We start from the raw sequence: 13,466 nt of genomic DNA on the forward strand, positions 1-13,466 counted from the left end.
AGGTGGGGGATGTCGGAGCACAAGTTCCGCTTCGGGGTGGTGGCCACGCCGGAGGGCGGCGCGCAGCGCTGGGCCGCGACGGCCAAGCGGGTGGAGGGGCTGGGCTTCTCCAGCCTCCTGATGCCCGACGGGCTGCAGCTGCTCGAGCCGTTCTCCTCGCTCGCGGTGGCGGCGAGCGCGACCACGACGCTGCGCGTCGGCACGTTCGTGCTGGCGAGCCCGCTGCGGGCGCCGCGCGCGGCGGCGTGGGGCGGGCACTCGCTGTCGGTGCTCACCGACGGCCGGTTCGAGTTCGGCATCGGGACCGGCCGCCCCGAGGCGCAGCGCTTCGCCGAGCAGCTGGGCAGGCCGTGGGGCACGCCGGGCGAGCGGCTGCGGGAGGTGGCCGAGTCCATCGAGCTGCTGCGCGAGCTCGACGGCGAGCGGCACACCCCGGTCCTGGTCGCCGCGGGCGGGCCGAAGGCGCTCGCGCTCGCCGGCCGCGCCGCGGACATCGTCACCCTGGCCGCGCCCCCGCTCGCGGGCCGCGACCACTACGCGGCGATGGCCGCCCGGGTGCGCGAGGCCGCGGGCGACCGCGACGTCGAGATCGCCGCGAACCTGTTCCTGGTGGGCGACGAGGAGCCGCCGCCATGGACCCGGCGGTTCATCGACTTCGACCACGCCACCCTCGCCGCCCACGACGCGCAGACCCTGCTGCGGGGCACGCCCACCGAGATGGCCGACGAGCTGCAGCGGCGCCGCGACGCGTACGGCGTGTCCTACATCAGCGTCAACGGTGCGTTCCTCGACCAGCTCGCGCCGGTGGTGGAGCTGCTGGCCGGTCGGTGACCGGGCGGGGTGCGAGCCGGCGCAGCGAGCCGGGCAACGGCTCGGAGTGCAGCGCGCCGAGCCGCTGGGTGGCCCTGGTGAGCGCGACGTAGAGGTCCGCCGGTTCCATCCGCTGCGGCTCGACGAGCAGCACGGAGTCGAACTCGAGCCCCTTGGCCTCCCGCGGGGTGAGCACGGTGGCCCCCGGCGCGTCGGCGAACGGGCCGGGGGCGATCACCGCGACCGAGCCGGGCCCTTCCGACTCCCGGGAGACCTCCTCGCGCACGGTCGCCACCAGCTCGTCCGGTGCCACGCGCCGCGCCCACGGGGCCACGCCGCTGCTGCGCACGGCCCGCGGGGTGGTGCGCCCCGGGTCGTGCGCGGCCAGCACGTCGGCCGCCACCGCCATGATCTCGGCCGGCGTGCGGTAGCCGACGGTCAGCACGCGGTGGGTCCAGCGGCCCGCCGCGTACCGGTCGAGCGCGTCGGCCCACGAGCGGGCGCCGGCCGCCGAGCGGCGCTGGGCGAGGTCCCCGACCACGGTGAACGAGCGGGTGGGGCAGCGCCGCAGCAGCACGCGCCAGTCCATGTCGGACAGCTCCTGCGCCTCGTCGACCACCACGTGCCCGTACACCCACTCCTGGTCGGCGGCGGCGCGCTCGGCGAGCGTGCGGTGGTCGACCTGCTCCTGGCGTTCGGCGAGCAGGTCGGCGTGCACGAGGTCGGCCGCGCGGATCTCGTCGTCGTCGGTCGGGTCGTGGTCGAGCAGCGCCAGGACGTCCGCCGCGTAGCCGCGGTCGTCGGCCGCGCGGCGCGCCGCCCGCCGCGCGGCCGCCCGCTCGGCGGCCGGGGGACCGAGCAGCTCGGCGGCCTCGTCGAGCAGCGGCACGTCCGAGACGGTCCAGGCGTCGCCGTCGGCGCGGGCCAGCGCGGCCCGGTCGGCGGGAGGGAGCGCGGCGGCGGCCCGGTCGATCCGCCGCGGGGAGGTGAACAGGTCGGCGAGCAGCCGCTGCGGGGTGAGCTCCGGCCAGAGCGCGTCGACCACGATGCGCAGGCCGGGGTGGCCGCGCAGCTCCGCGCGGGCGTCGGCGCGCAGGTCGGCGGCGAGCTCGGGGGCCTCGCGCGGGGCGAGCCAGCCCGCGCCGATGCGGTCGACCGCCTGGTCGGCGAGCGCGTCGAGCACGGCCGTGGCGAACGCCCCGCGCGCCTCGTTGTGCCGCAGGCCCAGCGCACGCGCCCGGTCGCGGGCCGCCGCCGCGAGCTCGGGGGTCACCTCGACGGTCACGTCCTCCAGCTCGATCGGGACGGGCTCGTCCGGCACCTCCTCGCGGTCGGCGACGGCGGCGGCGAGCACGTCGACCATCGCGAGCGAGCCCTTCACGCGCGCGGCGTGGGGGGTGTCCTCGACGTCCGTGGCGACCCCCGGCAGCAGCTCGCCGGGCGTGGCGAACACGACGTCGGTCTCGCCGAGCGAGGGCAGCACGGCGGAGATGTGGGTGAGGAACCGGGGGTTCGGGCCGAGCACCAGCACACCGCGGCGCGCGAGCTGCGGGTGCGTGTAGAGCAGGTAGGCCACGCGGTGCAGCGCCACGGCGGTCTTGCCGGTGCCCGGTCCGCCCTCGATCACGGTGATGCCGGTGTGGTCGAGCCGGATGATCTCGTCCTGCTCGGCCTGGATCGTGGCGACGATGTCGCGCATCGGACCGGTGCGCGGCGCGTCGAGCGCGGCGAGCAGCGCCGCGTCCGCGCCGGCCGAGCCGTCGGCGGCCTCCGGGGCGAACACGTCGTCGTGCGCGTCGACCAGCGTGCGGCCGCGGGTGCGGAAGTGGCGCCTGCGCACGAGGCCCTCGGGGCGGGCCGCCGTCGCGGTGTAGAACGGGCGGGCCGCGGGCGCCCGCCAGTCGACGAGCAGCGGCTCCAGGTCGTCGTCGAGCAGCCCGATGCGGCCGACGTAGGTCCGGGTGCCGTCGGCGGCGTCGATGCGGCCGAAGCACAGCCCGTCGCCGCCGGCGCGCAGCCGGGCGAGCCGGGCGGCCTGCGCCCGCACCGCGGCCTCCCGCAGGGCGCGCTCACCCGGGGAGCTGCCGGACGCGCGCTGGGCGGCCGCGAGCTCCCGTTCCGCGGCGATGCGTTCGGCGTCGAAGCGGTCGTACAACAACGCGATGTGGCGGCGATCCTCGTCCAGGCTCGACAATTCTCGACCCCTCTGGTAGAATGAATTCAGAAACGCGATCCGGCTTGTTCGACAGAATCGCAATCTTCTTTTCTGCCAGAGGTTCGCGGACCCGGGGTGGGGCTTTCCCCCGTCCGCGTCCGAGGGCCCGCCGGGCGGCCCCGCGGCCCCGCCGCGCGGCAGTCTCGACGCCATGACCAGCACCGAACCGCGCCACGCGGCCACACCGTGGTCCGAAGCCGTGCCCGCCGCCGTGTCCATGTCCGTGGTGCTCTGGCTCTCGGCCATCGGGGCCGGCGCCGCGGAAGCGTTCGTCCACCTGCTCTTGCCCGAACCCCCGACGGTCGCCCAGCTCGCCACCCGATTCGGCATCTACGCGGCGCTCACCCTGCTGGTGCTCGCGCTGCCCACCGGGCGCAATTCCGTCCGGTGGGCGGTGGCCGTGCTGCTCGGCGGGATCGGCACCGTCTCGCTCGTGGTCGAGCCGATCACCTGGCTCGCGGCCGGCGGCTCACCCGGCCTGTTCCTGCTGACGGCCGACGCACCCGCGCTCGTCTCGGCGACCCTGCGCACCGCGCACCTGGTCGCCGTGCTCTGCGCGCTCGTGCTGCTGTTCCGCCCGGCCGCGAACGCCTGGTTCCGCCGCCCGCGTCAGCTCGCGCAGGCGTCCTGACCCAGCCGGGCCAGGCCGCACCGCAACGTCCGCAGCGCCCGCTGCCGCGTCGGCCCGATGCTGCCGATCGGCAGGCCCATCTGCCGCGAGACCTCGGCGTAGTTGGGCTCCGGGGTCGAGAACAGCGCGTTGACCAGCGCGCGGGGCTTCACCGGCAGCTCGGTCACGGCGTGCGCGACGGCGCGCCGGACCTCCTCGGCCAGCACCTGCGCCTCCGGCCCCGGGTCCTCCACGACGAGCTGGTCCTCGTCCACGCAGGTCGGGGCCTCCCGGCGGGACCTCGCCAGCAGCGCGAGGCACTCCCGGCGGGCCACGGTCGTGAGCCAGCCGCCGAGGCTGTCGGGGTCGCGCACGGTGTGCAACCGTTCGAGGGCGCGCAGCCACGTGTTCTGTACCGCGTCGGCGAAGTCCGCCTCCTGGAGCCGGTACGAGCCGACGACGGCGCGCACCAGGCCCTCGTACCGCGCCGTCAGCTCGCGCCACGCCTCGGGGCGCCGGTTGCACGCCTCCGCGACCAGCTGTGCCGTGCTCGGTGTCGCGGGCGTCGCCGGATCGGGGCTGACCATGGATGCCTCCCCACAACGAGCTGGAGGCCACATTCACGCGGTCCGCTTGCAACGACCTTGCAATGGCCCAAGAGGGCGCGCGGGGGTTCCGGCATCCGCTCGCAACCCGGTGGCGCGAGCGGGCGGACGGCGTCTCCCCGGGCCCGCGAGCACGCCGGAGCGGAGCGGAGGCGATCGAACACGGCTGCGCGGGCCGCTCACCCCACCGTTTCAGCCCGTCGGCTCGGCCCCGAACACGCGCGCCGCGTCCTCGGCGAGCCGCTCCCGCTCGGTCGGGTTGTCGGCCAGCCTGCGCTCGGCGATCTCGAGGACCGTGCGCATCAGCGAGCGTGCCCTGGCCGTGTTCCCGCTCGCGGCGAGCGCGACCGCGAGCCGCCTGCCCGCGAGCAGGGTGCTCGCGTGCTCGGGGCCGAGCGCGGCGAGGAAGATGCGCCGCGCCCGCGCCTGCGCCTCGACCGCGGCGCCCGGCCGCCCCGCGTCGGCGTGCGCGAGGCCGAGGTTCGTGAGCGCCATCGCCACGCGCGAGTCCTCGGGGCCGAACACGCGCTCCAGCAGCCGCACCGCGCGCAGGTGCACGCCGGCCGCCTCGTCCGCCCGGCCGGACAGGCGCAGCGCGTAGCCGAGCTTGTCCAGCGTCTGCGCGGTGTCGGGGTGATCGGGGCCGCAGACCCGGGTGAACACCCCCAGCGCGCTGCGCTGCAGCGCCACCGCCGTCTCCAGGTTGCCGCCGTCCTGCTCGACCATGCCCAGGCCGGCGGTGGCGTGGGCCCAGTCGCGGTCGTCGCGCCGCCCCATGCCCTCCAGCAGCGAGATCGCCGTCCGCAGCGCCTCCCCGGCGGGGCCGAGCCGGCCCGCGGCCCACAGGGTGTAGCCGAGGTCGGTCAGCACCGGTGGCACGAGGTCGTCCCGGCCCGCCTTCTGCAGGGCCACCAGCGCGCGCTCGTGGGCCTCGATGGCGGCCACCGCGTCGTCGGCGCAGTTCAGGACGTGCCCGAGCCGGTTGTACGCGTGCGCGAGCACGACGTCGTCGGGGTCGAGCGACGAGTCGAGGATGTGCACCGCCTCCCGGTGCAGCTCGAGCGCGGGGGCGAGGTGGCCCGCGGCGTCGAGCACCTCGCCGAGCTGGCACACGAGCCTGCCGTGCAGGACCGGGTCCCCGGATCCCTCGTGCAGGCGCAGCGCCGTCTCCAGCACGTGCTGCGCGGCCGGGTAGAGCGCCCGGGCCGCCTGCCTGGCCGCGAGATCGGCGAGCCCCTCCACCAGCCCGTCGGGCACGGTGTCGAGCGCCTCGGCGTGGGCGGCGATGCTCACCAGGTGTGCGCCCGCGTCCTCGCCGTCGGCGCCGGTGCAGGCCCGCACCGCCTCGGCGAGCCGGTGCCTGCGCACCCCGTCCGGCATCCTGGCCCGCACCACGTCCTGCACCAGGCGGTGCACCCGCACGACCCCCGCGTCGCGGTCGACGAGCGACAGCCGCAGGAGCTCCGCGAGCGCGTCCTGCAGGTCGAGCTCGTCGGCGAACGGCTCGGGGTGGCCGAGGCGGCGCAGCGTCGAGACGGTGACCGCGTCCGGGGCGAGGAACGCCATCGCCTCCAGCAGCCCTGCCGCGCGCGGCGACCGCTCGTGGAGGCGGTCGAAGGCCAGGCCCCACGTGGTGGCGACGGTGGGCCCGGAGTCGAGCGGGTCGTGCAGCAGCAGGCTCTCCCGCCGCACCCGGAACAGCTGCACGTAGTCGAGGACGGACATGCCCGTCTGCTCGATGTAGGCGCACGCCTGCTCGAGCGCCAGCGGCAGGTCGCCGAGCAGCTCGGCGAGCGTGTCGGCCTCGTCGGCGCCGTCGCCGGTGCGGTCGGTGACGTAGCGGACGGACTCGCTCCTGCGCAGCGGCGAGACGGTGACCGGCCGGGCGAGCCGACGCCACGCCGGGTTGCGTGAGGTGATCACAACGTCGCCGTGCCGGGCGGCCGGCATGAACGGCTCCAGCAGGGCCGGGTCGTCGGCGTTGTCGAACACCAGCACCCAGCCGGGGGTGCGGTCCAGCTCGGCCCACAGCGCGGCGTGGGTGTCGTCGCCGCGCTCGTACGGGGCGATGCCGAGCGCGGCCGCGAGGTCGGCGAGCCCGGTGGCGGTGCCCGCCGGGTCCTCCGCCGCGATCCACCACGCGACGCGGCCGGCCCGGTGCCTGCGGTGGGCGAGCTCGAGCGCGAGCTCGGTCTTCCCGACGCCGGCGAGGCCCACCAGCGCCACGGCCCGCGGCCTGCGCGCGTCGTCGTCCAGCACCCCGCCGATCTCGGCGAGCACGTCCTCCCGCCCCACGAACGAGCGGTTGCGCGGCGGGAGGTTGGTCGGCAGCACCGACGAGGCGGCCGTGGGCAGCAGTTCCTGGGCGAGGACGGCCGCGTGCACCCGGCGCAGCTCGGGGGTCGGGTCGACGCCGAGCTGCTCGGCGAGCGCGTGCCGGCACCGCTCGTAGGCGGCCAGCGCGTCGGCCTGCCTGCCCGCCGCGTACAGGGCCCGGACCAGGCGGACGGCCACGGACTCGCGCAGCGGGTCCTGCTCGGCGAGCTCCTGCAGCAACACCACGTCCTCACCCGCCCGGCCGGCCCGGGCGTGCGCGTCGGCCAGCGCCTCCGCGGCGAGCACGCGCAGCTCCTCCCACTTGGTGGCGAGCGGCGCGAGGAAGTGGATCTCGCGCATCGCGCCGAACGCGCCGGGTCCGCGCCACCGGCCGAGGGCGGCGCCGAGGATGGCGGCGGCCGCGCCGTCCGCGCCGCGCGCGAGCGCCTCGCGGCCCCTGGCCACGTCGTCGACGAACTGGTCGGCGTCGACGGTGACCGCGTCGCGGTCGATCACGTACCGCCCGGCCCGCCGGGGGATGGCGTCCGCGCCGAGCACACGTCGCAACCGCGAGACGTACGCGTGCACGGACGCGACCGTCGACTCGGCGGACCGCTCGCCCCAGACGTCGTCGACGATCTGCTCGGCCGAGACCGTCTCGTCGCCGCCGGCGAGGATCCGCGCGAGCACCGCCTTCTGGCGCGGGCCGCCGAGGGCGACCTCGCGGCCGTCCACGGTGGCCGTGAAGTCGCCGAGCACGTGCAGCACGACGCCTGGAACCGGGGTTCGTGCGCCGCTCACGACTGCTGCCGCTCCTTCGTGCCGAGGGAGCAAGCGTTGCCGCACCGGTGACGCCTCGTCAATGACGTGCACACCACGGGCACGTCCGCGTAACAGATCGGCTACGGCGCGCGACCGGTCCCGTCGGGGGGTAGCGTGCCGAGGGGGGAGCTGACGATGAACGAGCGGATCGTCCATTTCGCGCCGGATTCCTATCCCCGGGTGGTCGCGGGGCCGACCGACCCGGGCCTGCTGGACGTCCTGCTCCCGTTCCGGGTCGAGACCCACCAGCGGCACCTCCCGGTCGTGTCCTACCGGCTGCACGCCGAGGTGGAGGGGCGGCCGTGGGCGCACCGGGCGCGGGTGCGCCGCATCCGCGAGGGATTCGCCGACTGGATGCGCGGCCAGATGCGGGCCCAGGGCCAGTTCCGCTTCGACCACCTGCCCTACTACGTGGGCCTGGACGAGGCGCTGGCGTCGGGGCACGCGCACTACCTCGAGGCCAGGCTGCCCGCCGTGCCCGCGGGCGCCCGCGTCGAGTACGCGCTGGAGGTCGACCTCGCCGGCGGCGCCACCGCGTGCTCCGCGCGGTACGCCACGGTCGCGGTGGCCCCGGGGTTCACCCGCGACGACATCCGCCGGGTCCACATCCCGCACCCGGGGGCCGCGCTCGACGCGTGGGTGCTCTACCACCGGCACGCGGGCGACCGCGACGAGATCCGCATCGACGTCGTGGACCTGTTCGCCCACCGCGGTGACCGGCCCGACCTCGCGGTCCGGGTCGGTGATCGGGTCGTCGACCTGCGCGAACCCCAGCCGGACCCGCTGCCGCTGGTCGACATCGCGGCCGACTCGGTCACGGTGGCCGTGCCGCGGTCGGGTGACGGCCCGCCGCCCGTGGTCGTCACCCACCACGGGCAGCCGGTCGAGGTCGACCTGTCCGCGCCCGCCGAGGCGGGGACCGCGCGGGTCGTGTTCGTCAACTTCGCGATCCAGGGCCTCAACGACCTGTTCGCCACCGCCGACGACGACTACCACCCGCCGCGCACGTACGCCCAGGTGACGATGCGCGACGAGCTCGCGAGCTACAGCAGCCGCCCCGGCAGCAGGGAGCGGGGCACCGGCGACGGGTACGCGTTCACCCTCGACGCGCACCGCCGCTACCGCATCCCGCAGATGTGGGCGATGAACGGCGGCCTGCTCGGCCTGCTCGCCCACGACTGCCCCGAGGACCTGCAGCGGATGCGCGAGGACGCCGAGGCCGGGCTGCTCGTGCCGGTCGTCGCCGGGTTCGGCGCGCACCGGCTGCCGTACTACGCGACCGAGACGAACCGCGACGCGATCGAGTTCGGCTCGGAGGCGATGCGGGAGATCCTCGGGCAGACCCGGCCGGTCTACTACCCCGACTCGCGCATCCTGACCGACGGGCCGAACGTCGTGCAGGCCCTGCGGGAGGCGGGGGTGGAGTACCTCGTCGTCGACGGCGGCAGCCACGAGAACGGCGAGGAGGACACCGCCACGGTCGTGCGCAACCCGAGTCCGCCGATGGGCCGGGTGACCGACGGCCGCTGGGTGAACTGGCAGTACCTGTGGCGCGACCGCACGAGCGGGCTGAAGGTGCTGTTCATCGACCGGGAGCTCAAGGACGGGCTGCTCGGCGCCGCCGACCACGACGCCGACCACGACGCCGACCGCGGCAAGGTCGCCCGCGACCTGCGGCGCAAGTTCATCGAGCTGGCCGCTCAGCCGCAGCTGCGCGGGGGCAACCTGCTCGTCTACTCCGACGACGCCGACAAGGCCAGCGGCAACGGCTGGTTCGACGGCGTCTACCACGGCAACGAGCTGCAGTTCAACCAGCGCTACCAGGCGGCGCTGTCGTGGCTTTCGACCCACCCGTGGGTGCAGGTGGTCACCACCGACGACCTCACCGACGCCGACTGCGTCGGCGAGCTCGACCTCGTGCGCGCCTCGGACCCGTACATCGAACAGGAGTGGCGCCTGCACCGGGACCCGGTGCCGGGCTGCGACTTCGGCCTCGCGTTCGACACCTGGTACGCGGCGTGGGCGCGAACGCGGGCCGAGTGGCTGGGGGAGGACCTCGAGGCGATCTCGAAGCGGGCCGAGCGGGCCATCGCGGGCTTCCCGGCCGAGTGGCGCAACCAGCTCTACGACCTCGCCCGGCTGTACCTCACGCTCAGCCTGCACGAGTCGCAGTGGTCCAAGCGCGCCCGCCTGCCCGAGGACCAGCCGGGCGGCGCGGATGCGGAGGACTTCGTGCTGGCCGAGTCGTTGCAGCTGCGCAACGCGCACGTCTACCTGGCCGCGGCGGTCTGGGCGGAGTGGGCGCGGGGCGGGCCGGAGGGCACCTTCCGCGACGCGGGCCCGGTCGTCGACCGGGTGGCGCAGCTGGAGGACGCCGTCGACCCGGCCGCGGCGCCGCCGTGGCGGCGGGTACGCGGGCTGCACTGGGACCACGACCCGCTGCCGAACGCGGTGCTCTACAACGCGCGGGCCCTCGTGGTGCTCGACCGCAACGGCGGCCGCATCACCCACCTGTTCTGCATGAAGGACGGGCGGCCGTACTCGGTCAGCGGGACGTGCAAGGCCTACCAGTTCCTCGACATGGACTGGGCGGCCGACAGCGGGGTGCAGTGCGACGGCCTCGTGCTGCAGAACACCGTCTGGACCCCGAACCACGCCTACGTCGCCTGCGACGTCGACGCGAGCCGCGGCACCATCGGCGCGAGCCCGGCGGGCGACGACGCGTACGACTGGTACTACCCGGACAACTTCAACGCCTACGACGAGCTGCCCGCGGGTCCGGACGCGGTCACCTTCGCCTACGGCGAGGGCGCCCCGCTCACCGACGCCCCGGACGACCTCGACGCCCTCTCCGCCCGCCTCGCCGAGGACCACCGGGCGAAGCGGGCGGGGGAGCGCGGCGTGGTGCTGCACGACGTCGCGGCGTTCGGTCGCTTCCGCAAGACCGTGCGCCTGGACGGGCCGGTCGTGCACGTCTCCTACGCGGACACGCTCCCCGGCCACCGGGTCGCGAACGAGTTCTGCGTGGACCTGTGGTCGGCGGCGATGCGGGGCAGGCGGCAGGCCGTCACCGTGGCCGCGGACGGCCGCAGCGCCGAGATCGAGGGTGACGACGGCCTCGCCGTCCGGCTCGAGCTCGGCGCGGGCTGCGAGTTCTCCGCCGCCACCCGTGCCCCGCGCGACGAGCCGACCGTCGAGACGCTGCGGCTGCACCGCGTCATGACCGACGACCTGGAGATCGTCGCCCCGGCCGGGGGCGAGTTCGACTACCGGATCGTGCTGCCCGGCTGAGGACCGTCAGCGCGAGGAGCCGGCCCGCCGCTTGTTGTAGATGTCGAACGCGACGGCGAGCAGCAGCACGATGCCCTTGACCACCGACTGGATCGGCTGCTCGATGCCCATGAGCTGCATGCCGTTGCTCATCACGGCCATGATCAGGCCGCCGACCACGGCTCCGACGACCGTGCCGACGCCACCGGTCACGGCCGCGCCGCCGATGAACGCCGCCGCGATCGCGTCGAGCTCGAACATGTTGCCCGCGCCGGGCTGGGCGCCGTTCGACCGCGAGGAGAAGATGATCCCCGCGATCGCGGCCAGCACGCCCATGTTGACGAAGATCCAGAAGTTGACCGCGCGGACCTTCACGCCGGACAGGGTCGCCGCCGCCAGGTTGCCGCCGATCGCGTAGACCTGCCGCCCGAACACCGACCGCCGGGTGAGCACCCCGTAGATGAGCACGAGCGCGCCCAGGATGATCAGCACGACCGGCAGGCCGCGGGCGTTGGCGATCTGCCACGCGAAGTACATGACGACCAGGCCGACCACCAGGATCCGCGCCACGAACAGCGGGAACGACTCCACCGGCTGCTGGTAGGTGATCCGGGCCAGCCGGGTGCGGTAGCTGGCCACGGCGTAGCCCACCACCCCGATCGCGGCGACGACCAGGGTGAACACGTCGTAGCCCGGACCGCCGAGCAGCCCGTTGATGAAGCCGGTGGCCACCAGCTGGTACTCGGACGGGAACGGCGACAGCGAGATGTTGCCCAGCACCTGCTGGGTGAGGCCGCGGAACAGCAGCATGCCGGCCAGCGTCACGATGAACGCCGGGATGCCGACGTAGGCGACCCAGAACCCGTGCCAGGCACCGATCACCACGCCGGCCGCCAACGCGGCGAGGATCCCCACCCACCAGGGCAGCCCCTGCTGGATGACGAGGACCGCCGCGATCGCGCCGGTCAGCGCGACCACCGACCCGACCGACAGGTCGATGTGCCCGGCGATGATCACGATGACCATCCCGATGGCCAGCACCAGGATGTAGGAGTACTGCAGGATGATGTTCGTGATGTTGATCGGGCTGAGCGAGACGCCGCCGGTCAGGATGGCGAACAGCGCGATGATCGCCACGAAGGCCACGTAGATGCCGCTCTGGCGCAGGTTGCGGGTGAGCAGCTCGCGGACGTTGCTCGTGCCGGTGTGCAGCGCGGCCGACGTCGTGGCGCCCTCGGGCGCCGTCTCCTGCGGGGGTGCGGTCCTGGTCATGCCGCAGACTCCCTCTCCATGGTCATGAGGGCCATCAGGTTCTCCTGCGTGGCTTCGGCCACCGGCACCTCACCGGTGATCCGGCCCGCGGACAGCGTGTAGATGCGGTCGCAGATGCCGAGCAGCTCCGGCAGCTCGGACGAGATGACGAGGACGGCCTTCCCCTGCGCCACGAGCCGGTTGATGATCTGGTAGATCTCGTACTTCGCGCCGACGTCGATGCCGCGGGTCGGCTCGTCGAGGATCAGCACGTCCGGGTCGGTGAACAGCCACTTCGACAGCACGACCTTCTGCTGGTTGCCGCCGGAGAGCTTGCCCACGACGCTCATCACGCTCGGTGCCTTGATGTTGAGGCTGCGCCTGCTCTCCTCGGCGACCTTGATCTCCTCGTTGCCGTTCACCCACCCGCGCTTGGCGAGCTTGCGCAGACCCGCGGCCGAGACGTTGTGCCGGACGTCGTCGATGAGGTTCAGGCCGTAGCGCTTGCGGTCCTCGGTGGCGTAGGCGATGCCGGCCTCGATCGCCTCGGCGACGGTGCGGGCCTTCACCGGCTTGCCGCGCACGTAGAGCCGGCCGGAGATGTTGCGCCCGTAGGAGCGGCCGAAGATGCTCATCGCGAGCTCGGTGCGGCCTGCGCCCATGAGCCCGGCGATCCCGACGACCTCGCCCGCGCGGACGGTGAAGCTCGCCCCGTCGACGACCTTGCGGTCCTGCGTGGGGTGCCACACCGTCCAGTCCTCGACGCGCAGCACCTCCTCACCGGGGTGGGACTCGCGCTCCGGGTAGAAGCTCTCGATGGGGCGGCCGACCATGCCGCGGATGATGCGGTCCTGCGTGGCGTCCGGGTCGCGCATGTCGATGGTCTCGACGGTGCGCCCGTCGCGCAGGATCGTGGTGCGGTCGGCGATGCTCATGATCTCGTTCAGCTTGTGCGAGATCATGATCGAGGTGATGCCGCGCTCCTTGAGCCTGCGCAGCAGGCCCAGCAGGTGGGCCGAGTCGTTGTCGTTCAGCGCGGCGGTGGGCTCGTCGAGGATCAGCAGGCGCACGTCCTTCGACAGGGCCTTCGCGATCTCCACCAGCTGCTGCTTGCCGACGCCGAGCTGGCCGACCGGCGTGACCACGTTCTCGTCGAGGCCGACCTCGGCGAGCAGCCGCGCGGCCTCGGCGTTGGTCCGGTTCCAGTCGATGAGCCCGCTCCTCCCCCTGCGCTCGTTGCCCAGGAAGATGTTCTCGGCGATCGAGAGGTAGGGGACCAGGGCGAGCTCCTGGTGGATGATCACGATGCCGACGTTCTCGCTGTCGCGGATGCCCGAGAACCGCACGGGCTCGCCGTCGTAGATGATCTCCCCGTCGTACTCGCCGGTCGCGTGGACGCCGGAGAGCACCTTCATCAGCGTGGACTTGCCCGCACCGTTCTCCCCGCAGATCGCGTGGATCTCACCGCGCCGGACCGCGAAGTTCACGTCGGACAGCGCCGTGACGCCCGGGAAGGTCTTGGTGATGCCGCGCATCTCCAGGATGTAGTCGTCCATGGACCTCTTCG

Annotated in this window: 8 protein-coding genes; 3 read left to right on the plus strand and 5 right to left on the minus strand. The window is 74.2% G+C overall.

Annotated elements, in window-relative coordinates:
- Positions 1–9 precede the first annotated feature (9 nt).
- Positions 10–831 carry an LLM class flavin-dependent oxidoreductase gene (locus VKZ81_RS06525; RefSeq protein ID WP_324240514.1) on the plus strand — a complete coding sequence of 274 codons (822 nt, stop codon included), beginning with the start codon at positions 10–12 and terminating at the stop codon, positions 829–831.
- Here the strand turns inward: VKZ81_RS06525 and VKZ81_RS06530 are convergent.
- On the minus strand, positions 773–3,004 hold the full coding sequence (locus VKZ81_RS06530) for a helicase (protein WP_324240515.1): 2,232 nt from the start codon (positions 3,002–3,004) through the stop codon (positions 773–775). The genes VKZ81_RS06525 and VKZ81_RS06530 overlap by 59 nt on opposite strands.
- Positions 3,005–3,176: 172 nt before the next feature.
- Between VKZ81_RS06530 and VKZ81_RS06535 the strand changes: the two genes are divergently transcribed.
- A complete protein-coding gene (locus VKZ81_RS06535; protein WP_324240516.1) occupies positions 3,177–3,656 on the plus strand; it encodes a hypothetical protein in 480 nt (159 codons plus the stop codon).
- On the opposite strand, the gene VKZ81_RS06540 is transcribed toward VKZ81_RS06535, so the two are convergent.
- On the minus strand, positions 3,635–4,222 hold the full coding sequence (locus tag VKZ81_RS06540; RefSeq protein WP_324240517.1) for an RNA polymerase sigma factor: 588 nt from the start codon (positions 4,220–4,222) through the stop codon (positions 3,635–3,637). The genes VKZ81_RS06535 and VKZ81_RS06540 overlap by 22 nt on opposite strands.
- A gap of 210 nt (positions 4,223–4,432) precedes the next feature.
- Positions 4,433–7,357: an FxSxx-COOH system tetratricopeptide repeat protein gene (gene fxsT, locus VKZ81_RS06545; protein ID WP_324240518.1), complete on the minus strand. Its 2,925-nt coding sequence runs from the start codon at positions 7,355–7,357 to the stop codon at positions 4,433–4,435.
- Between the two features lie 156 nt (positions 7,358–7,513).
- On the opposite strand from fxsT, the gene VKZ81_RS06550 reads away from it, so the two are divergent.
- Positions 7,514–10,669: a hypothetical protein gene (locus VKZ81_RS06550; RefSeq protein WP_324240519.1), complete on the plus strand. Its 3,156-nt coding sequence runs from the start codon at positions 7,514–7,516 to the stop codon at positions 10,667–10,669.
- Between the two features lie 6 nt (positions 10,670–10,675).
- Here the strand turns inward: VKZ81_RS06550 and mmsB are convergent, their stop codons facing one another.
- Positions 10,676–11,920 (minus strand): multiple monosaccharide ABC transporter permease, encoded by a 1,245-nt coding sequence (gene mmsB / locus VKZ81_RS06555; protein WP_324240520.1) that lies wholly within the window; start codon positions 11,918–11,920, stop codon positions 10,676–10,678.
- The gene (mmsA, locus tag VKZ81_RS06560) at positions 11,917–13,455 is read right to left on the minus strand and encodes a multiple monosaccharide ABC transporter ATP-binding protein (protein ID WP_324240521.1); all 1,539 of its coding nucleotides are present in this window, start codon (positions 13,453–13,455) and stop codon (positions 11,917–11,919) included. Before mmsA ends, mmsB begins: the two co-directional genes overlap by 4 nt.
- Positions 13,456–13,466: the final 11 nt, after the last annotated feature.

Origin of the sequence: Pseudonocardia sp., from assembly GCF_035305885.1 — a bacterium.
Taxonomy (GTDB): domain Bacteria; phylum Actinomycetota; class Actinomycetes; order Mycobacteriales; family Pseudonocardiaceae; genus Pseudonocardia.